Below are 20,555 nucleotides of genomic sequence, written 5' to 3'. Positions count from 1 at the left end.
GTCCGCTGTGCAGGCGGTTCCCCCGCGTAACCCCCTGGCACGGTCACCCGCTGCCGGGACACCCCCCGCCACTAGGATCGTGCGAATGCACAGCGTCCAGACCGCTCTCGAGACCCTCCGCGCGCTCGCGGGGACGCCCACGGTGGCGCGGCTGGCGGAGGCGTTCGCAGCCCAGGGCCACGAGCTCGCGCTGGTCGGCGGCCCGGTCCGCGACGCCTTCCTCGGCCACGGCGTGCACGACCTCGACTTCAGCACCTCCGCACGCCCCGACGACATCGTGCGGATCGTCGCTCCGATCGCCGAGGCGCACTGGGACATCGGCCGGGCCTTCGGCACGATCGGCGCTCGCGTGGCCGGCGAGACGGTCGAGATCACGACCTACCGCAGCGACAGCTACGACGGGGTGAGCCGCAAGCCCGAGGTCGAGTTCGGCGACTCGCTCGAGGGCGACCTGGTGCGGCGCGACTTCACGGTCAACGCGATGGCGCTGCGGCTCCCGGAGGTCGTCCTCGTCGATCCCTCGGGAGGAGTGGAGGACCTGCTCGCCGGCCGGCTGCGCACCCCCTCCCCCGCCGACCTCTCCTTCGGCGACGATCCGCTCCGGATGCTCCGCGGCGCGCGCTTCACCTCGCAGCTCGGATTCCGCACCACCGACGAGGTCGAGTGGGCGATGGCCGAGCTCGCCGGCCGGATCGACGACGTCTCGGCGGAGCGCGTGCAGGAGGAGCTGCGGAAGCTCCTCGCGACCGCCTCGCCCCGTGCCGGCCTGGAGCTGCTCGTCGACACCGGTCTGGCCGGTCGCTTCCTCCCGGAGCTGCCCGCGCTGCGCCTGGAGCAGGACGAGCACCACCACCACAAGGACGTCTACACCCACAGCCTCACCGTGCTGGAGCAGGCGATCGCGCTGGAGGAGTCGCGGCACCCCGGAGCCGCGCCCGACGTGGTGCTGCGGCTCGCCGCCCTCCTGCACGACATCGGGAAGCCGGCCACGCGGCGGCTCGAGCCGGGCGGAGCGGTGAGCTTCCACCACCACGACCTGGTCGGCTCCAAGCTCGCGATCAAGCGGTTGCGCGCGCTCAAGTTCGACAACCAGACGACGAAGGACGTGGCCCGCCTCATCGAGCTGCACCTGCGCTTCTTCGGGTACACGGACGGCGCGTGGACCGACTCCGCGGTGCGCCGCTACGTGACCGACGCCGGGCCCCTGCTCGAGCGGCTGCACATCCTCACCCGCGCCGACGTGACCACGCGCAACCGCCGCAAGGCCGACCGGCTCGCGCACGCCTACGACGACCTCGAGGCGCGCATCGCGGAGCTCGCCGAGAAGGAGGAGCTCGCCTCCAAGCGCCCCGACCTCGACGGCACGCGGATCATGGAGATCCTCGGCCTCGCCCCGGGCCCCGAGGTCGGACAGGCGTACCGGTTCCTGCTGGAGCTGCGGCTCGAGGAGGGGCCGCTCGGCGAGGAGGTCGCGACGCAGCGGCTCCGCGAGTGGTGGGCGTCTCGCTGAGGCGCTGAGCCGGGCCGCGTGCCCGCCCCGCCCTGCACCCGGGGTGGTGCGCCTCGAGCGGATCCGTCCGGCGCGTCGCGGCGGTCCTGTTGTAGTCTGTACAGGTTGTCCACGACCAGACGCACTCGCGTCCGCGGGAGTGGGCAGATGCTACATACCCTCCTGTCACGGAAATACCGTGGCCGTTCAGTCCGAAGGAGGTGGGTTAGTGACGCATCAGTACGAGATCATGGTCATCCTGGACCCCGAGATCGATGAGCGCACCGTCGCTCCGAGTCTCGACAAGTTCCTCAACGTCATCCGCACCGATGGTGGATCCATCGACAAGGTCGACGTCTGGGGCCGCCGTCGTCTGGCGTACGAGATCAACAAGAAGTCCGAGGGCATCTACGCCGTCGTCGACTTCACGTCGACCTCCGCCGCAGCGAACGAGCTCGACCGTCAGCTGAAGCTGTCCGAGGCCGTCATGCGCACCAAGGTGCTGCGGGCCGAAGAGGGCATCGCCCAGGTCGCGGCCGCCGCGAAGCTCGCCGACGAGAAGGCCGCCCGCAAGGCTGCCAAGGCCTCGGCCGCTCCCAAGGCGTAGCGCTCATGGCCGGCGAGACGATCATCACCGTGGTGGGGAACCTCACCGCCGACCCCGAGCTGCGCTACACGCAGGGCGGGCTCGCGGTCGCGAACTTCACCATCGCCTCCACGCCGCGCACCTTCGACCGTCAGGCGAACGACTGGAAGGACGGCGAAGCGCTGTTCCTCCGCGCCTCCGTCTGGCGCGAGTTCGCCGAGAACGTCGCAGGAACGCTGACCAAGGGCAGCCGCGTCATCGCGACCGGCCGCCTGAAGCAGCGCTCCTACGAGACGAAGGAAGGCGAGAAGCGCACCAGCATCGAGCTCGAGATCGACGAGATCGGGCCCTCGCTGCGCTACGCGACCGCGCAGGTCACGCGCGCCTCCGGTGGAGGCGGACGCGGCCAGGCCGGTGGCGGCCAGGGCAACGGCGGTCAGATCGGCGGCGGCCAGGGCGGCTTCGGCGGCGGCGGTCAGGGGGGCTCCGGCAACGCCGGCGGCAACCGTGGCGGTCAGGCCGAGGAGCCGTGGGCGCCGAGCGCTCCCGCCGGTGGCGACGTGTGGAGCACGCCGGGCAGCTACAACGACGAGACGCCGTTCTGAGCCTCGGCTCGGACGCTCTCCTCACCTGAATCACGCCTCCCCCGCACCGCGATCGCTCGCGGCGGGGCAGGGGCGAACCAGAATCTAAGGAAACCACTATGGCTGGAAAGAGCAGCGGCGACCGCCGCAAGCCGATCCGCGGCAAGGGCGCGAAGAACGCGGCCCCCGCGAAGTCGGTCCGCGTGGGTGTCATCGACTACAAGGACGTCGCGACCCTCCGCAAGTTCATCTCGGAGCGCGGGAAGATCCGCGCCCGTCGTATCACCGGCGTCTCCGTTCAGGAGCAGCGCCTCATCGCCCGTGCCGTCAAGAACGCCCGCGAGATGGCGCTCCTGCCCTACGCCGGCAGCGGAAGGTAGGTAACGGTATGTCCAAGGTCATCCTGACCCACGAGGTCGACGGACTCGGCTCGGCCGGCGACGTCGTCGACGTGAAGAACGGGTTCGCCCGCAACTACCTCATCCCGCAGGGCTTCGGCGTCGCGTGGACCCGCGGTGGCGAGAAGCAGGTCGAGCAGATCAAGTCGGCGCGAGCCGCTCGTGAGCACAAGACCATCGAAGAGGCCCAGCACACCAAGCAGGTCCTCGAGGCCAACCGCGTGAAGCTGACGGTCAAGGCCGGCAAGGACGGCCGCCTGTTCGGCTCGGTGAAGACCTCCGACATCGCGAACGCGGTGGCGGCGGCCGGATTCGGCGAGCTCGACAAGCGCAAGATCGTCATCTCGAACGCGATCAAGCACGTCGGCGAGCACGAGGCCGTGGTGCGTCTGCGTGACGACATCCAGGCCACTGTGAAGCTGCAGGTGGTCGCGGCCAAGTAAGGCCGCGAGAACGCCGCGGAGGGCGGTGCGACGGGACTTCCGAGTCCCCTCGCACCGCCCTTCGTCGTTCCCGTTCTCCACAGCTCCATCCACATACACCCTCCAGCGGGACCAACCTTCACTGTGGTCTTGAGACTCTTTTCCCCACACACCTGTGGAAAGCAGGAAATGCCTGGTCAGGAGCCGGAAAAAACTTACTGAGAGCCGCTGATCCCACAGGGTTGTCCACATGTTGCCCACAGTGGGCCCGGCGTTTCCCCGCGGTTCTGCACAGCTCTCTCCACAGGGCGGTTTGCGTGCCGCGGGCGGCGGTCCGTAGGGTGGCGCAGCGCCCCGCGAGGGGTGCGGGCAGGCGCCCGTGCGCCGCTGTCGGAGGTCGCTGGTAGACCGGATCCCGGCACCGCGCGACCGGACGCGCAGCACCCGACAGGAGGAGGCGAAGGCATGACGATCGCGCACCTGGCGGTACCCGGCTCGGACGGACGGGACGGTCGCGGAGACCGCGGCGAGTCGCGCGGGAACGAGCGGACCCCTCCGCACGACCTCCTCGCCGAGCAGTCGGCGCTGGGCGGCATGCTGCTCTCGAAGGACGCGGTCGCCGACGTCGTCGAGAGCGTCAAGGGCACCGACTTCTACATCCCCAAGCACGAGATCGTCTTCGACGCGATCCTCGCCCTCTACTCGCACGGCGAGCCGACCGACGTCATCGCGGTCACCGACGAGCTCACGAAGCAGGGCGAGCTGCAGCGGGCCGGCGGCGCCGACTACCTGCACACGCTCACCTCGATGGTCCCCACCGCGGCCAACGCCGGCTACTACGCCTCCATCGTCGCCGAGCGCGCTCTGCTGCGCCGCCTCGTCGAGGCGGGCACCCGCATCGCGCAGATGGGCTACCAGGGCGAGGGCGAGGTGCTCGACCTGGTCAACACGGCGCAGGCCGAGATCTACAACGTCACCGGCTCCGAGACGGCGGAGGACTACGTCCCGCTGACCGACGCGGTGACCGTCGCGATCGACGAGATCGAGGCGGCCGCTCACAAGGACGGCAGCTTCACCGGCGTCCCCACCGGCTTCGCCGACCTCGACGACCTGACCAACGGCTTCCACGCCGGGCAGATGATCATCGTCGCCGCGCGCCCCGCGCTCGGAAAGTCGACGCTGGCGCTCGATTTCGCCCGCGCCGCCGCGATCAAGCACAACATGGCCACGATCTTCTTCTCCCTCGAGATGGGGCGCAGCGAGATCGCGATGCGCCTCCTCTCGGCCGAGGCGTCCGTGCCGCTGCAGCACATGCGCAAGGGCACGGTCGACCAGCGCGACTGGACGACCATCGCCTCCACCCGCGGCCGGATCAACGACGCGCCGCTCTACATCGACGACTCGCCCAACATGACCCTCGTCGAGATCCGGGCGAAGTGCCGCCGGCTCAAGCAGCGGGTCGGGCTCAAGATGGTCGTCATCGACTACCTGCAGCTGATGACCTCCGGCAAGAAGGTCGAGAGCCGCCAGCAGGAGGTCTCGGAGTTCTCGCGTGCCCTCAAGCTCCTCGCGAAGGAGCTGCAGGTGCCGGTCATCGCGCTCTCGCAGCTGAACCGAGGCCCCGAGCAGCGCGCCGACAAGCTCCCCGCGATCTCGGACCTCCGCGAGTCCGGCTCGATCGAGCAGGACGCCGACATGGTGATCCTCCTGCACCGCGAGAGCGCCTACGAGAAGGACAACCCGCGCGCGGGCGAGGCCGACCTCATCGTCGCCAAGCACCGCAACGGCCCGACCCGCACGGTCACCGTGGGCTTCCACGGCCACTTCTCGCGCTTCGCCGACATCCCGGCGGTCTGACGTGTGCTACCGACAGGGGCGAATCCCGGTCATGATCTTCCCAATTTGACCTACTCAGTGCGAGGTGCATGTAAGGGCACCGAGGCAAGACCGAACTGCGGCTGGAACCGTACTGTTCAGCGTGCCGTGCAATAGCATCGATGACGGCAGACTGCTTCCGATCGCGTCCGAATACAATCGGCGTCGGATCGATCTCGGCCACTCCCCACACTTGCCGGTGAGCCAATTGCCGAAGCGCTCTCCTTGCATCGAAATTGTCGGCGCTCCTCAGCGGGAATGCCATCATCGGACACGCCGCCTCACCGGAACAGCAGGTGAACGCCAGCCGCGCCGTGCTCTGAACGGATCCGAACCGGTTGTCGAGAATCCGAGATGTCGCGTCACTCGATCAATAGGTCAAGGGCGCTCCTGGCAACATCGATGAACTTCGATCGATAGAGCTCCAGTGGGTCACCGGGTTGTTCGGATACGCCCAGGGCAACCACGGAATAGACGGCACCGTCGCTCCCCACGGCAACCAGCGTGACCGCCACGACGCCTGGCGAGCTTCCGATCTTCTCCGAGAGTGTCACCAACCCGCGTTCTACAAACGGCGAAGAAGACGCGATCTCGGGTGACCGGAGGATCTGCGACATGCGCGGATCGTCGCGTCCCAGCTCCACGACCGCCCGGTGCGCACTCGCCACGTCTTCAGCGTTCGCGAACCAATCGATGTCGCGTGGCCAGAACGGCGCGCGCTCGATCCATGCCGGGTCCACTGTCAGCGGCTGACTGCTCAACTTCTCAAGAATGCCATGGCGAGCCGCGCTGGATGCCTCGTTCCAGTCGTTCGCGAGCGACGTGTCGCCGCCGAGCGTCAACTGGAACATTTTCCTCGTCGTCGGGAACGGTTCGAGGAGGTCAGGTTGGTGATGCCCGAGATCGCGCACCGCGGCCGACAACCGCTGGGCTCCGACAGCGTCCATGAGAACGTCGGCTGCTGTGTTGTCGCTGATCTGCATCATCAAACGTGAGAGCTCGAACACGCTAATTTCTGTTCCGTCCGGCTCGAGGTGCAGCCGACCGGTTGGGAGACTCTTCTTCCCATCGTCGATCATGAGCACGTCCTCCCAGGAGAGATCCCCTTCTTTGATCGCTTCCACTACAGCTGCCAGAACGTACAGCTTCATCACCGATCCAACCGGACGGAGAACGTCGTGCGCCCGCTCGTGAACCGACTCCGTGTGCGACCCGCGTGTCACCTGCATGAGCAGTGATGACGCAGGAACGAGCGCTTCGAGACGAGCCGCTGCTTCGGCAAAGGATGCAATCGATGGTGATGCAGTGGCAACCGCCGCGTTCACGACGAGCGCTCTGAGCTCTCCGTTCGCGTTCGCGGTGATCTGCAGATCGAGGAGAATGCCAAGCCGATTGCGGACGACAGCAAGAGCTCCCTCGGGTCGAAGTTCGAAGGACTTCACCGTGTATGGGCCCAGGGGCCGAAGGCTCGAATTCACCATGGTGACCAAATGCGCGGTGGACTCCGAGTCGAACGCACCCGCGTCCGATTTCGACTCGACAGCCTCAGTGGTCAAGTCCTCCTCTGCGTTCAGCCGTTCGACCGCCCACAGCATCAGATCTTGGGTCCGGAGTTCCTTAGCGGTCAGGTCTGTGCCCGCTGTCGGAACAGTTTCTCTGAGATTCAGGCTGCATCCGACCAGCACCGAGCACAGGAGGAGCGGAACGGCGAGCTTGCGCCAGTAGGCGTGATCCGTGCGGACTGCGCGCCGGACGCAACCACCCGTGCTCGGCGCCTCACGCCTTTGCCGCGGCCTGGCCGACCGGAGGAATCGCAGCATCACAACACCTCCGATCGCCGAACGGCATCGTCGTCTCCGAGGATCGATGGAGAGTCGTCCTCGTCACTCGCAGAACCGGGCGAAGCGGAGGGCGGGACGAGCTTCATCGTCGCGATCCCGACGGTTGCGATCATGATGATCCCGAAACTCCACAGCCCGATGCTGAGGATGATCCCGACGTGCAATGCGACCGCCATAATGAACGCGATCCGTCGACCGAAGTCAATGGTCACAACGAGAATTCCGATGCAGATCTCTGCGACGATGACACCCCAGGTGATGACGGCTAAGAGGAGCGGGACTGACGTCGCCCAGTGCAGCACATCTGCGATGAGGCCGCTTGCGCCAAACATGTACCCGCGAGAGATGTAGTACTCGGCCGATCCGTTGGACCAGTCATCGACGTTGAACTTCTCAAATGCACTATTGAGATAGATCAAGGTCACCTGGAGTCGCAGGGCATAGATCCCAGCGAGTGCAACACCTCGACCGACTGGTCCGACGGGCCGGCGCTCCTTGGACCATGCCCATCTCCGATCATCCGCAGCCATGATGAAGATGATGATCACCGAGACGATCGCGGCCACAGAATCGCCGCCATCGGGCAATGAGATTCCGGTGGAGATGGAGATGGCGATCCAGGCATGAACGAACGCCATCACCCTCGGCAGGAACCCGACGAGCACGAGGCCCAGCAAAACAATCATGACGATGACCCGCACGATCGAGGGCACCTCTGGACCACCGATGCAGAAGGCGGAGATGATCCGCGCCCCAGCACAGTAAGGCGCCGGTTCGGCTCCTCCGACCGTTTGCATCAGTGCGCTGAACGGCGTGAAAACGAGGATGGAGATCTGGGCGGCCGCCAGAGCGCCGCGGCCGAGCGTGAAGGCACGCTGCCGAACCTCCAACGATTGCAAGGCGATCTGGAGCCGTAGCGCTGGCCCGGGTCGCTCGTGCATCAGCACACCGCGTCCACGGTCGTGAAGGTCTCGATGGAGTGCATGGGGAGATCGAATTCTCGGTATTCGAAGGGCGTGAACGTCTCTGTGGTCAGAATGATCGGGCCGCAAAGCGTACGGTGAGCGAGGTTCACGGTGATCTTCTGTGGCTGCAATGAACTGGCCTCGGCGAGGCAGTGTTCGCGGGTCTGGCCAGTTTCACACTCGTGCCACTGCCCGACGGCTTCGGAGAGCTGTGCGAGCTCGGGCCCCTGCGCCCGCTGCGCCCTGCTGAGGCCGAAGAGATTCTCCACCCGCCCTTGAGGTGCAAGCATCAACGACGCCATCGTCTCCGCGTCATATGCGGCGATCTCAGTCGCCTGTGGTGCGTTCGTGAAGAACCCACACCCCTGTGGGGAGACCGTTGTGAATGCCAGCTGCAGGTTCTTGTGCACGTCCGACTCACTTGACAGAACATTGGGCGGGAGCACGAAGTACACGCTTGCCCCGATCCAAACAGCGAGCACGGCCAAGGCTGCCCCGAAGAACCAGACAGCCTTGTCCGCGATCACTCCCCTCTCCCTCGAGCGCGGAGGCAGCCTCACCTACTTGCCGAGAGCCGCAGCGAACTGGGCCGCGCGCTTCTCATGCGAGATCGGGCTCTGCTCAGTGCTCGTCCCCCAGAAATCGATGGTGTTCCAGACCCATCGCACGTTCCCCGCCCCGGCGACCGTCGCCACGGCCGCTCCGGCGACAGCAGCCACGACGACGACGAAGACGATCGATCGCGCCGAGACGAACTCCTCCTTGTCGGGCACGTTGAGCCCCATGACCTCCGCTACGCCGTAGGAGATCTCGGAGAAGTTCTCGAGAGCAACGTCGACGAGACGAGGATCACCGGACTGCAGCGGCACGGTAACGAGCTCGTTGAAGTTCGGTTCGACACCCATGAACAGGGCGTACATCTCGTCTCGTGCTTCGACGGTGACGCTATCCACTTCCGGCGCATACGGCGAGAGTGCCTTGTGGTCCTCGTAGACCGGACCCGAGCCGAGCACCAGGAAGCTGATGATGTCGTGGTCCGTGTACGACGTCGTCGTCGCCGCCTCGTGCTGTGCAACAAGGCTCGCGCCGGAGGGCGCCGCAACCGCAGGCAGGTTCCCCGCGAGTACCAACGCTGCCGCACACAGCACCGAGACAGCCGACTTCATCCTGATAGCCAATGTTCCCCCAAGAGTGATGGCCTCGAGCGCCAGGGACGGGCTCGTGGACCAGTGGAGCGGAGGCGAGTTGCCAGCGCCACATCGCGAGCTGCACTTCGCAGACTCGTCGAATCAAACCAAACATGTACGGTGCTTTGTTTCTGGGCGCGAAAATTGGCGCGACGACCGACGGCGCGAACGACGACATACAACCGTGCATGTATGTTTGGTTCATGGTTTTCGGAGTGCTCGTCCTCGTGTTCGCTGCTGCTGCCGTCGTCGCAGCCGTCGAATGCGCCGCCCGAGGGCGACTCGGCCCGAACAACCTGGTCGGGATCAGAGCAGCCTCGGTCATGGCTTCCGATGAAGCCTGGCAGCGGGGCCATCAGGCAGCCCGACCCTGCGTGTGGATCGGCGCATTCTTGGCGGTCACGGGGGGCTCGCTCAGCCTCGTGGTCGACCCCACGCACTCGAACGCGTTCGTGCTCGCAGGCCTGTCGGCGTTTCTGATCTTCGTGCTGCTCGGAAGCGCGATCGCCGTGCGCGCGGCACGCCAGGTCCCCCCGCCGGGCGTCGACGACGACCGGCGAGCAGCGCCCCTCCCCTAGCGTCCAGCACGATGCACTCCGGGAGAGCACCATCCCTGTCGATCCGGTGACACCTTGCCTGATCTACGGCACGGGCTCGGTTGCAGCGGAACTCGCGATGCAGGCAAGGCGCCGGGGCATGCCGTTCCTCCTCGCCGGGCGCGACGGCGCGAGTCTCGACATGCTGGCTGACCGGTACGGCGTCGCGAGGATGCAGCTCGACCTCCGGCAGCGTGCGAGCTCCCTGACGCAACACCTCGACGGCGTCAGCGGGGTGATCAACGCAGCCGGACCATAGTCCTCCACCGCGAAGCCGCTCATGGAGGCCAGCGCGGAAGGTTGCGTCTCCTACGCTGACCTGTCGAATGAGGGCCGCACTCACGAGTACGCGTGGAAACGGGATGCCCACTGGCGAGAATGCGGCATCGCCGTGGTAACCGGCGCGGGGTTCGGCACGTATCTGGCCGAAGTGCTCGCCGAGCATGCGCTCCGAACGATAGACCAGCCGCAGAAGGTCAGCCTGACGAGCCTCGCGAGTGGCAGGACTTCGAAGTCACCAGGCGTCACAGCTTCGTCGCAGGCAGTTCTCGCTTCAGGAAGCTGGCGCTTCCGGTCCGGGACGCTGGTCAGGCTGAGAGTTGGAAGAGCAGTTGAGACCTCTGAGACGAGCTCTCACCTGACACTGCACACCGGCGACCTGTTCGCTCTGCGGAGGACGACGGCGGCGACCGACATCCAGGTGTTCGCCGAGCTCGGGTTGCCTCGCGGCCAGCTCCTCCTGCTACTCCCGCTCCTGCGAGTGCTGTCTTCGCTGCACGGAGTTCGCCCTCTCAGGCTTCCATCACATCGGCGAACGCGGCCTCGGATGCTCACGTCGACCGCGAGCACCATCATCAAGCCTCGTCTCCGAGTCACCGTGGAAGGCAGCGCCGGCGATCGTGCATCGTTCGTTCTGACTGCTGGGTCTGGAACAGCCTTTGCGGCTGCGATCTACCTGGAAGTACCGGCAGCCCTCGCAGCCGAGGCACGGTCCGGGTGCATGACGCCGCTCGAGATCCTGGGATCGAATCCGGCGAGACACCTTCCAGGCGTGCACATATCACCAGACCGATCAGAAGATCCGAAGGGACGAGATGCACCACTTTGATGGGCGGCCATTAAAGGAGATACTCGGCAAGGAGTCCGGCCGATACTTCGGTTCGGGTCATCGACACATCAGGCATACCGTCAGCCAGGTGGCCGAACACGTCGACGGTGACAGGATCCGACTTTCGGCGGTTAAGCAGGCGGTCTATCCGCGCCGCTGGTCGCTGGACGCGGCAGGAGATCCCCGCGAGGTGCATCTCAGTTCTATCGATGCGATCAGCCTGGCGCTGAAGACCATCAGCTTGTGTGAGAACACGAATCGCGGCGCTTGGTGGGAAGGGCCGTTCGATGTCACAGGGTTCTCAGTCGTCGCCGGACGTGTGGCGACAACTGATGTGGGCTCTGTCCCCATCGGCATCACGACCGATCACGGCGGACCGCTCGTCAGCACCAAGTCATTGCGGGCTTGTATCGGCGGACTGGACGTCGACTTGGAGTGCGCCCCGAGCCGAGCCCGACCGGGCGCAGCCGAGGCGGCACCCGGCCTCACCCATGCGGCAGCAGGCGACTCGAACCAGATGTCGTCCCACGTCGATCGCGTGGACCTCGTCGATGGACACCTCGAGACGTCCCATTCCGTCACATCATCCCAGGCAGGGTACTCAGCCGCCCCGCCCCGCCTTGACGCCGTCGATGAACTCGTCATGTTCGGTCAGTTGGCGCAAGTCCTCATCTACGCCGTCAATGACACCAGCCGCTCCGCTGTACCGAACCTCTGGCTCAGGCGCGCCTCCGTCTCTCGGACGCCCGCTCCGTCCGGCGGCCAGGCTCGATTCTCCGCTCGCACGTCCGTGCGCAGGAACGCCGAGGTCGTCATCGGCGGCCGAACCCTCCGCGACGTGAGGTTGGTCTCGACATCCGAGCACGGTGCGAGCGCCAGCGCGGCGTTCGGCTACTCAGCGTGAACCCTCCCGAACGGGGACCAGACGGCAGAGACGCTGAACCATGGGCCGATAGAGTGGCTTTGGGATCAGTCGGAGGTGCGCGTGGCACAACAGGAACGCGGGATCGCCACACGAGAGGCGATTATTCTCGGTGGGGCGAAGGTGTTTGCGCGCCTGCACTACTCGACCGCTCGCGTCGCCGATATCCTAGAAGCAGCATCCGTCACGCAGGGTGGTTTCTACTTTCATTTCCGCAGGGGCAAGATCGAGGTGGCGGAGGAGATCATCCGCCGCCAGGACCAGGGCTTCATCCTCCTCCGGGATTCGATTCTGGAGTCGGGCGACGACGGCCTCGCTTCACTGCTCACGCTGTCCCGGTCCCTCGCGAGAGCAGTGCAGCACGATCCAACGGCGCAAGCAGGCCTGCGTCTCGTCGCACAAGCCTCATCTGAATTCCCCGGCGTTGCGAAGTTGCCGGATCCAGTCTGGCTCGACGCGATAGCGTTGTTTCTCGAACAGGCACGAGCTGAAGGCAATCTTCGCGCCGAGGTCGATATCCCGACTGCCGCTCGAGCCGTCGTCTATATGTTCACCGGCGCGCAGACGAGCTCGTTCGTCTCGAACGGTTGGCGACACCTGGAGGCGAGCCTCGAGGCGACACATTGGTTCTCCATGCAAGCGCTCGCCACGCCGGAGTACCTGGCGACCACGAAGAACACCCTCTAGTGCTTCGCCCGCAGGCATGCATGCGAAACAGCCGCACCGACATCGCCCTGACGCCTCGCTTGTTGCGGCTGTTCCGGCAGCCAGCCCGTTCGAGCAGGCCGCGCAGGGCGGCAGCTCCGACGCCGACCGCGACGCCGAGGAAGGCTTCGTGGAGACTGAACCCGAAGTCTGTGCCAACCCGACCTCGTATGGCCGCCGGGCACTTCCTGCGCGGCGAGGGGCCACCGAATGACCCCATCGAGGCCTCAGATCCGCGGAATCACGCGGGCATGTTCGGAGCGACACGTTGTGCTGGAAACTGCGGCGACACTTACGTGGGAAACCCGCTGATCCAGGGGGCCTGCGGCGACATTTCGCGGGCGCGTTCACAGACGTGAAGGGCGCCGCTGCCGTCCCCGAGCCCGTCGACGTCCCGCTGGGCGGCGGGTCGATCCGTCTGGGCCAGTTCCTCAAGTTCGCGGGGATCCTCTCGGGCGGCGAGGCCAAGGAGGCGGTCGCCGAGGGGATGGTGACCGTCAACGGCGAAGTGGATCTGCGCCGCGGGCGCCAGCTCGCCGTCGGCGACGTCGTCGGGTTCGATCGGAACCGCTTCCGCGTCTGCGAGTGAGGGCGGCCGCCCCTCGGCGGGTGCGATCGGCCGAGACGGCGCGGAACCGATGAGACGCCGCTCAGAGGCGGACGCGTCGGCGTGTTGAGCGGTGGCTCGGCGCACACTGGCTCCTGGACATCCCGGGACGACAGGAGACGCGCGTGCAGCTCGGCATTCACTTCATGGACTTCACCCTTCCAGGCGGGAGCGCGGGGATCGCGCCGATCCTCGGAGCGACCGCGCGGACGGCCGAGGACGTCGGCTGCGCGTGGTTCACGCTGATGGACCACTACTTCCAGATGGAGCACTTCGCGACGAGCGAGGATCCGATGCTCGAGGGCTACACCTCGCTCGGCTTCGTCGCCGGCCGGACGGAGCGGATGCGGCTGGGGCTCCTCGTCACCGGCGTGACGTACCGCCATCCGGGACTGCTCGCGAAGATCGTCACCACCCTCGACGTGCTCTCCGGCGGGCGCGCGATGCTCGGCATCGGGGCCGCCTGGTACGAGCGCGAGCACCTCGGGCTCGGCGTGCCGTACCCGCCGCTGAAGGAGCGGTTCGAGCGGCTGGAGGAGACGCTGCGGATCTGCCGTCAGATGTGGAGCGACGACGACGGGCCGTTCGAGGGGACGCACTACCGGCTCGCCGAGACGCTGAACCACCCGGCGCCGATCCAGCAGCCCGGCCCGCCCATCCTCATCGGCGGCGGCGGAGAGAGGAAGACGCTGCGGCTGGTCGCGCAGTACGGCGACGCCTGCAACCTGTTCGGCACCGGCGCGGACGACGTGGCGCACAAGCTCGACGTGCTGAAGCGGCACTGCGACGACCTCGGGCGCGACTACGCGACGATCACGAAGACCATCACCGGGGGCGGCGATCCGATCGGCGACCCCGACGGCTTCGTCCGCGCGATGGAGGAGTACGCGGCGCTGGGGATCGACCACGTGCAGCTGGCGCCGGCCGGGCCGGATCCGGAGGGGTACGTCGCCCGGCTGGGCGAGGGCGTGATCGAGCGGGTGGCGGCTCTCGGCTGAGGGCTCCCGGGACGCACAGCACTCCGACCGGTTCGGGTGCCGCGGGCGTCACCGCTGATCCGCTCCGCCGGCCGGGTCCGCCGTCACCGGCGCGAAGACTCCGGTGGCGGGCATGTCCCGGGTCGGGGGACGCCGTCGGCGGATCCTGCCCCCCGTCAGGGTCGCGGCGTAGACGCGGGCGAGGAGCGCGACCCACGGTTCGAGCCTCCCACCTCGGGTTATTGAGCTCACGCTGACGTGGGCAGATCGCTGGCCTCATTGCCGCACGTGTCCTCTCGTACCTCGCTCCGCCGTCATCGGCAGAACCGCAGAAGAGGGGCGATCGGGACGGGTGTCGTCCTCGCCGTCGTCGGCGCCGCGCTCTTCGCCGGCGTCTCGGCGCACGCGGCCACTGCTCCCGACCTCGGCACGGCGGAGGACTACTCGGTCCTGGCCGCGTCGACCGTGACGAACACGGGGTCGAGCGTCCTGGACCAGAGCGTCGGGGTCAGCCCGCTGACCGCCGTCACCGGGTTCCCGCCCGGACGGACGGACGGAGTGATCCACCGCGGAGACGCGGAGGCGGCTCAGGCCCAGGCCGACGTGGGCACCGCCTACGGACAGCTCGCCTCGCAGGCGACGACCGCGCAGATCGACGCCGAGATCGGCGGCAGGACGCTGAAGCCCGGGGTCTACACCGCGGCCGGACCGGTCGGAGTGACGGGGACGCTCACGCTCGACGCCGAGGGCGTCAACGAGGCGGTCTTCGTGATCCGCGCCGCGTCGACGCTGACGACGGCCTCGTCGAGCACGGTGGCCCTGATCAACGGAGCGTAGGCCTGCAACGTCTACTGGCAGATCGGCAGCTCCGCGACGCTCGGCACCGACTCGGACTTCGTGGGCTCCGTGCTCGCCTCGGCCTCGATCGCGGTGACGACGGGCGTCTCCGTCGAGGGCCGCGCACTGGCCCGCACGGGAGCGGTCACGCTCGACTCCAATGACTTCACCGAGCCGGGCTGCGAGCCCTCCGACGGCGGATCGTCGCCGACGGCGACTCCGACCATCACGCCGACCGTGACGCCGACGATCACGCCGACCGTGACGCCGACGGTCACGCCGACCGTGACGCCGACCGTGACCCCGACAGTCACGCCGACCGTGACGCCCACGGTCACTCCGACGGTGACCCCGACCATCACGCCGACCGTGACGCCGACCGTGACTCCGACGGTGACCCCCACCGTCACGCCGACCGTGACTCCGACAGTGACGCCGACCGTGACGCCGACCGTCGTGCCCACCGTGGCTCCGACGGTCACGCCCACTGTCACGCCGACCGTGACTCCCACCGTCACCCCGACGGTGACCCCCACCATTACTCCGACGGTGACGCCGACGATCGCGCCCACCGTGGCCCCGACGGTCACGCCGATGACCACGCCGACGGTGACGCCGACCGTGGCTCCGACGGCGACTCCCACCACCACGCCGACCGCGACGTCCACGGCCTCGCCGACTCCGACCGCGACCACAGCGCCGCGACCGGCGCCCTCCCACGCCGCGGTCGTTCCCGTGTCCGGGTCGAACGGTCCCCGCGGTCCGGCTCTCGCCTCGACCGGAGTGGACGCCGCAGCGACGGCGACCGCCGGAGTGCTGGGCCTGCTCGCCCTGGTCGGCGGCGGTCTGATGCTCCTCACCCTCCGACGCCGCGGTGAGCACACCGGCAGCTGATCCCGGCTGATCACCGGAAGCTGATCACCGCCAGGCCGTGCGCCGGACTCCCGAGGGGTCCGGCGCACGTCTGCGCCCTCGATCGCGCTCCGCCCGTCTCTCGGGTGTCCTCGCCGATGCGCGCAGGCCCGCTCGTGCGTCGAGACGCCGCTCCGAGCGTCGGGACACCGCTGAGCAGGCGGTGTCCTCCGCGTTCTCGCGGAGGGCGGGGGCGTCAGCCGGAGGACTCCCGCGGCACGAAGCGGACGGGCATGGCCTGCACGCCCGCGGTCGGACGTCCGTGGATCGCGTTCGAGAGCTCCTCCGCGGCGGCGCGGCCGAGCGTGTCGAGCATCATGTCGATGCTCGAGAGCGGCGGGCGGGCGGCCTCGACGAGGAGGTCCCAGTTGTCGAAGCCGACGACGGCCACGTCCTGCGGCACCCGCCGGCCGGTCTCGCGCAGGTAGTCGAGCGTGCCGCGGGCGATCTGGTCGCTCGCGCAGATGATCGCGTCGAGGTCCGGATGCGCCCGCAGCAGCGTCTCGGCGCACTGACGCCCCCAGCTCTCGGACCACTGCCCGAAGAGGACGCCGCCGCCGACCAGCGGCAGCCCCGCCTCCGTCAGCGCCTGCTCGACGCCCCGGGCGCGGTCGTGCGCGGCGGTGTAGCTCGGCTCGCCGTTGACGAGGGCGATCCTCGTCCGTCCGCGCTCGATCAGGTGGCGGGCGGCGAGGACGCCGGCCTGCACGTTGTCGGGCGTGAAGGAGGAGTCGCGCGGATCCTCCGAGGGCGCATAGGCGTAGACGACCGGCACCGGGATGGTGCGGGTGATCGAAGGGCGCGGGTTCGTCGTCCGGCCGAGCACCACGATCCCGTCGACGCGCTTGGCGAGCAGGTTCTTGATGTGGTGCTGCTCGCGGATCGAGTCGCCGCGGGCGTCGCAGAGGAGCACCGACGTCGATCCTGCGCCGAACGCGTCCTCGGCGCCGAGCAGCACGGGGAGCACGAAGCGGTTGTCGAGATCGTTGGTGAGCATCCCGATGGTGCCCGTGCGCCGGGAGTTGAGGGCCTGCGCGAACGGGTTCGGGGTGAAGGAGAGGGCCTCGGCGGCGTCCAGCACGCGCTGGCGGGTCTCGGCGCGCACCTGGTCGCGGCCGTTGAGCGCCTTGGAGGCGGTGGCGATCGAGACGCCGGCGGCGGCCGCCACGTCGGTGAGCGTGATGGTGCCGGTGGGCTTGCGTGGTGGCACCGCGCCTCCGTTCCGGGCCCGGCGGGCCGCCGCGTCGATCCTCGCACGACTCCGGCGAAAAACCGAAAAGACCGAAAAGGTCGCATCTCTTGACGCGCTGACCGCCCCTGCCTAGGTTTACCCGACAGAAAGTAGTTTCGGCCCGGCGTAGACGATCGGGACGACTGCCGAGGAATCCGTCAACGACGAAGGGATCATCCGTGAAGACGAGGAAGCACGCTCGGGGCCTCGCCGCCGCCGTCCTGCTGGGGACGGCCGCCGCCGCACTGACCGGCTGCGCGAGCGGCTCCGGGGGAGACTCCGGCTCCGCCGCGGGAGGCAGCTACACGTTCTGGGACCCGTACCCCCAGTTCGACGAGTCGTCCGACTGGGCGAAGCTCATCGACTCCTGCGGGACCGAGGCCGGCGTCACCGTCGAGCGCACCGGCTACGACACCACCGACCTGACCAACAAGGCGCTGCTCGCCGGCCAGCAGGGCAACTCGCCCGACCTCCTGCTCGTCGACAACCCCGTGGTCTCGACGCTCGCGGAGTCGGGCATCCTGACCACGACCGCCGAGTCCGGGCTCTCCACCGACGGGATCGACGCGAACATCCTCGCGGCCGGCCAGACCGGCAGCGACACCTTCGGCGTGCCGATCGGCGCCAACACGCTCGCGCTGTACTACAACAAGGCCGTGCTCGAGAAGGCCGGCGTGGACGCCGCCTCCATCACCGACTGGGCCGGGCTGACCGACGCGCTCGAGAAGGTCACCGCCTCCGGCGGCAAGGGCATCACGTTCTCCGGCATCGGCACGGAGGAGGGGACCTTCCAGTTCCTGCCGTGGTTCTGGGGCTCCGGCGCCGAGCTGACCGACCTCGACTCGCCCGCCGCGGTCGACGCCGTCTCGCTCTGGAGCGACTGGCTCGAGAAGGGCTACGCGCCCAACTCCGTGATCGGCAACACGCAGACCACGAGCTGGCAGGAGTTCGAGACCGGCGAGTACGCGTTCGGCGAGAACGGCACCTGGCAGCTGGCCAACGCGAAGGCCTCGGGCATCGACTACGGCGTCCTGACCATCCCGTCGAAGGACGGCGGAGCGGCCCCCGCACCGACCGGAGGCGAGTTCCTCACCCTCCCGGTGCAGTCGGATACGGCGCGCTACGAGACCTCGAAGCAGATCGCCGAGTGCCTGACCTCGACGGAGAGCCTGGTCACGACCGACAACACGCTCTCGTACATCGCGCCGACGGCCGAGGCGCAGCAGGAGCAGGTCGCCGGCAACGCCGACCTCGAGCCGTGGGTCACCGCCGTGCAGGCCGCGAAGGGCCGCACCTCGGACGACCTCGGCACGAAGTACCCGAAGATCTCGGAGCAGCTGTGGGGCGCGGTGCAGACCGTGCTCAGCGGCTCGCAGTCTCCCGAGGACGCCCTGAAGGCCGCCCAGTCGGCCGCCGAATCCGCCACGAAGTAGGACGACCGGGGGCTCCCGCTCCCCGAACGAGGTCCCCCCGGCCGGTGCTCCGCGCACCGGCCGGGGGGACGGGAGAGACCATGACCACTGCCACCGAGACCGCCCGCCTTCTGCGGCGCGGCACCGAGCCGCCGGCCCCGCCCGCCCCGGCCGCCGAGAGCCGTCGGCGCCGCTGGCGACCCGAAGGCGGCCGCCTGGTCGCGTGGGCGTTCCTCGCCCCGCTCGTCGCCTACCTGCTCGTCTTCTACGCGTTCCCGCTCTACCGCAACCTCGAGCTGAGCCTGAAGGACTACACGGTCCGCTCGTTCGTGCAGGGGAACGCGCCCTTCGTCTGGTTCGACAACTACGTCCAGGTGTTCCAGGACGCGACCTTCGGCCCGGCGCTGCTGCACACGGCGGTCTTCACCGGCGTCTCGCTCCTCTTCCAGTTCACGCTGGGGCTGGCGCTCGCCGTGTTCTTCTACCGCCGCTTCCCCCTGGCGAGCACGCTCCGGGCGCTGTTCCTGGTGCCGTGGCTCCTGCCGCTGATCGTCTCGGCCTCGACCTGGTCGTGGATGCTCAACAGCGACTCCGGCATCGTGAACGCGTTCCTGGAGTCGTTCGGGATCGGCCAGATCAACTGGCTCACCTCGCCGACCACCTCGCTGATCGCGGTCCTGATCGCGAACATCTGGATCGGCATCCCGTTCAACCTGGTGATCCTCTACTCCGGCCTGCAGAACATCTCGCAGGACCTCTACGAAGCGGCCTCGCTCGACGGCGCGACCGGCGCCCAGCAGTTCTGGCGGATCACGCTGCCGCTGCTGCGGCCGGTGTCGGCGATCACGATCCTGCTCGGCCTCGTCTACACGCTGAAGGTGTTCGACATCATCTGGATCATGACGAAGGGCGGCCCCGCCGACTCCTCGACCACGCTCGCCACCTGGACGTACCAGCTCGGCTTCGGCTCGATGCTGCCCGACTTCGGACCGGCCGCGGCCGTCGGCAACCTGCTGATCATCCTGGCCCTCGTCTTCGGCCTCGTGTACATCCGCGTCCAGCGGAAGCAGGCCGACTCGTGACCGCGCGCCGCCCCTGGTACCTGACGGTGGTCGGGATCGCCCTCACGGCGGTCATGCTGTTCCCCGTCTACTGGATGATCAACGTCTCCCTCACTCCGACCGGCTCGATGCGGAAGGATCCGCCGGACTGGTTCCCGTTCTCGCCCACGTTCACCGGCTACCAGGCGGTGCTGAGCGAGCAGCTGCCCTACCTGGGCACCAGCCTCGTCGTCGGCCTGGGCACGGTGCTGCTGACCGTGGCGATCGCCGCTCCCGCCGCCTACTCGCTGGCGAAGCTGCGGCCCCGCGGCGGTCAGGCCCTCTCGTTCGTGCTGCTGATCGCGCAGATGATCCCGGCGATCATCATGGCGATGGGCTTCTACGCCATCTACCTCAACCTGGGGCTGCTCAACTCGATCCCGGGCCTGATCGTGGCCGACTCCACCATCGCGGTGCCGTTCGGCGTGCTGATCTTCACGGCCTTCATGTCGGGGATCCCCGACGAGCTCACCCAGGCGGCGCGGATGGACGGAGCGAGCGCCTGGCGCACCTTCACCTCGGTGATCATGCCGATCAGCCGCAACTCCGTCGTCACCGTCTCGCTGTTCGCGTTCCTCTGGGCCTGGTCGGACTTCATCTTCGCCTCGACGCTCGACAGCGGCGGGAAGCTCCAGCCGATCACCCTCGGCATCTACAAGTACATCGGCAACAACAACCAGGAGTGGAACTCGATCATGGCGACCGCCGTGGTCGCCTCGCTCCCGGCCGCCGTCCTCCTCGTCGTCGCCCAGCGGTACGTCTCGGCGGGAGTCACCGCCGGCGCCGTCAAGGACTGACCCG

General features: G+C 67.9%; 21 protein-coding genes and 1 pseudogene. 16 read left to right on the top strand and 6 right to left on the bottom strand.

Translation table 11 applies throughout. The annotated features are described in order from the left end of the window. Positions 1-85 precede the first annotated feature (85 nt). The 6 genes from C5B93_RS05010 (at position 86) to dnaB (ending at position 5,336) form a co-directional block, all read left to right on the top strand. Positions 86-1,510: a CCA tRNA nucleotidyltransferase gene (locus tag C5B93_RS05010; RefSeq protein ID WP_104291942.1), complete on the top strand. Its 1,425-nt coding sequence runs from the start codon at positions 86-88 to the stop codon at positions 1,508-1,510. A 208-nt stretch (positions 1,511-1,718) separates the two neighbouring features. Beyond that, the gene (rpsF, locus tag C5B93_RS05005) at positions 1,719-2,096 is read left to right on the top strand and encodes a 30S ribosomal protein S6 (protein ID WP_068207796.1); all 378 of its coding nucleotides are present in this window, start codon (positions 1,719-1,721) and stop codon (positions 2,094-2,096) included. Positions 2,097-2,101: 5 nt separating this feature from the next. Next, positions 2,102-2,680 (top strand): single-stranded DNA-binding protein, encoded by a 579-nt coding sequence (locus tag C5B93_RS05000; protein ID WP_104222691.1) that lies wholly within the window; start codon positions 2,102-2,104, stop codon positions 2,678-2,680. A gap of 98 nt (positions 2,681-2,778) precedes the next feature. Continuing rightward, on the top strand, positions 2,779-3,039 hold the full coding sequence (gene rpsR / locus C5B93_RS04995) for a 30S ribosomal protein S18 (RefSeq protein ID WP_055784551.1): 261 nt from the start codon (positions 2,779-2,781) through the stop codon (positions 3,037-3,039). An 8-nt stretch (positions 3,040-3,047) separates the two neighbouring features. Continuing rightward, positions 3,048-3,500: a 50S ribosomal protein L9 gene (gene rplI, locus C5B93_RS04990; RefSeq protein WP_104222692.1), complete on the top strand. Its 453-nt coding sequence runs from the start codon at positions 3,048-3,050 to the stop codon at positions 3,498-3,500. A gap of 444 nt (positions 3,501-3,944) precedes the next feature. After that, a complete protein-coding gene (dnaB, locus tag C5B93_RS04985) occupies positions 3,945-5,336 on the top strand; it encodes a replicative DNA helicase (protein WP_104225797.1) in 1,392 nt (463 codons plus the stop codon). Positions 5,337-5,716: 380 nt separating this feature from the next. Here dnaB and C5B93_RS04980 read toward each other — a convergent pair whose 3' ends face one another. From C5B93_RS04980 to C5B93_RS04965, 4 genes are all read right to left on the bottom strand, one after another. Next, a complete protein-coding gene (locus tag C5B93_RS04980; protein ID WP_181068332.1) occupies positions 5,717-6,949 on the bottom strand; it encodes a serine hydrolase in 1,233 nt (410 codons plus the stop codon). Positions 6,950-7,173: 224 nt separating this feature from the next. Beyond that, positions 7,174-8,136, bottom strand: coding sequence for a sporulation-delaying protein SdpB family protein (locus C5B93_RS04975; protein WP_146078446.1), 963 nt, complete (start codon positions 8,134-8,136; stop codon positions 7,174-7,176). Then, positions 8,136-8,687, bottom strand: coding sequence for an SdpA family antimicrobial peptide system protein (locus C5B93_RS04970; RefSeq protein WP_181068331.1), 552 nt, complete (start codon positions 8,685-8,687; stop codon positions 8,136-8,138). The genes C5B93_RS04975 and C5B93_RS04970 overlap by 1 nt, the downstream gene beginning before the upstream one ends. 33 nt (positions 8,688-8,720) lie before the next feature. Then, on the bottom strand, positions 8,721-9,326 hold the full coding sequence (locus C5B93_RS04965; RefSeq protein WP_104295087.1) for a hypothetical protein: 606 nt from the start codon (positions 9,324-9,326) through the stop codon (positions 8,721-8,723). 134 nt (positions 9,327-9,460) lie between these two features. Between C5B93_RS04965 and C5B93_RS04960 the strand changes: the two genes are divergently transcribed. From C5B93_RS04960 to C5B93_RS04930, 7 genes and pseudogenes are all read left to right on the top strand, one after another. Continuing rightward, complete coding sequence (locus C5B93_RS04960; RefSeq protein WP_104232982.1) at positions 9,461-9,925, top strand: SdpI family protein; 465 nt, start codon at positions 9,461-9,463, stop codon at positions 9,923-9,925. Positions 9,926-10,043: 118 nt separating this feature from the next. Beyond that, positions 10,044-10,202 carry a hypothetical protein gene (locus tag C5B93_RS17170; protein WP_181068330.1) on the top strand — a complete coding sequence of 53 codons (159 nt, stop codon included), beginning with the start codon at positions 10,044-10,046 and terminating at the stop codon, positions 10,200-10,202. A gap of 835 nt (positions 10,203-11,037) precedes the next feature. Further along, positions 11,038-11,955: an AvrD family protein gene (locus C5B93_RS16925; RefSeq protein WP_146078445.1), complete on the top strand. Its 918-nt coding sequence runs from the start codon at positions 11,038-11,040 to the stop codon at positions 11,953-11,955. Positions 11,956-12,036: 81 nt separating this feature from the next. Then, positions 12,037-12,660: a TetR family transcriptional regulator gene (locus tag C5B93_RS04945; RefSeq protein WP_104257791.1), complete on the top strand. Its 624-nt coding sequence runs from the start codon at positions 12,037-12,039 to the stop codon at positions 12,658-12,660. A 373-nt stretch (positions 12,661-13,033) separates the two neighbouring features. After that, positions 13,034-13,267, top strand: coding sequence for an RNA-binding S4 domain-containing protein (locus C5B93_RS04940; protein WP_104222694.1), 234 nt, complete (start codon positions 13,034-13,036; stop codon positions 13,265-13,267). A gap of 143 nt (positions 13,268-13,410) precedes the next feature. Further along, entirely contained in the window at positions 13,411-14,283 is an 873-nt protein-coding gene (locus C5B93_RS04935) for an LLM class F420-dependent oxidoreductase (RefSeq protein WP_181068329.1), read from the top strand. Between the two features lie 237 nt (positions 14,284-14,520). Beyond that, positions 14,521-15,207, top strand: a pseudogene (locus C5B93_RS04930) (ice-binding family protein); the annotation flags it as partial. Here the strand turns inward: C5B93_RS04930 and C5B93_RS17600 are convergent. Next, positions 15,111-15,794: a hypothetical protein gene (locus C5B93_RS17600; protein ID WP_258068151.1), complete on the bottom strand. Its 684-nt coding sequence runs from the start codon at positions 15,792-15,794 to the stop codon at positions 15,111-15,113. The pseudogene C5B93_RS04930 and the gene C5B93_RS17600 overlap by 97 nt on opposite strands. A 413-nt stretch (positions 15,795-16,207) precedes the next feature. Further along, positions 16,208-17,221: a LacI family DNA-binding transcriptional regulator gene (locus C5B93_RS04920; protein ID WP_104291938.1), complete on the bottom strand. Its 1,014-nt coding sequence runs from the start codon at positions 17,219-17,221 to the stop codon at positions 16,208-16,210. Between the two features lie 200 nt (positions 17,222-17,421). Between C5B93_RS04920 and C5B93_RS04915 the strand changes: the two genes are divergently transcribed. The 3 genes from C5B93_RS04915 (at position 17,422) to C5B93_RS04905 (ending at position 20,551) form a co-directional block, all read left to right on the top strand. After that, positions 17,422-18,675, top strand: coding sequence for an extracellular solute-binding protein (locus tag C5B93_RS04915; protein WP_104291937.1), 1,254 nt, complete (start codon positions 17,422-17,424; stop codon positions 18,673-18,675). A gap of 80 nt (positions 18,676-18,755) precedes the next feature. Further along, positions 18,756-19,736, top strand: a complete 981-nt coding sequence (locus C5B93_RS04910) for a carbohydrate ABC transporter permease (protein ID WP_104225802.1) — start codon at positions 18,756-18,758, stop codon at positions 19,734-19,736. Beyond that, complete coding sequence (locus tag C5B93_RS04905; protein ID WP_104222699.1) at positions 19,733-20,551, top strand: carbohydrate ABC transporter permease; 819 nt, start codon at positions 19,733-19,735, stop codon at positions 20,549-20,551. The genes C5B93_RS04910 and C5B93_RS04905 overlap by 4 nt, the downstream gene beginning before the upstream one ends. The last annotated feature ends 4 nt before the right edge of the window (positions 20,552-20,555 follow it).

The organism is Rathayibacter sp. AY1A2 (genome assembly GCF_002930935.1).
In the GTDB taxonomy this organism is placed as follows: domain Bacteria; phylum Actinomycetota; class Actinomycetes; order Actinomycetales; family Microbacteriaceae; genus Rathayibacter.
The sequence above is the reverse complement of the archived record's forward strand: the minus strand, read 5'-3'. Positions and strand labels throughout refer to the sequence as shown.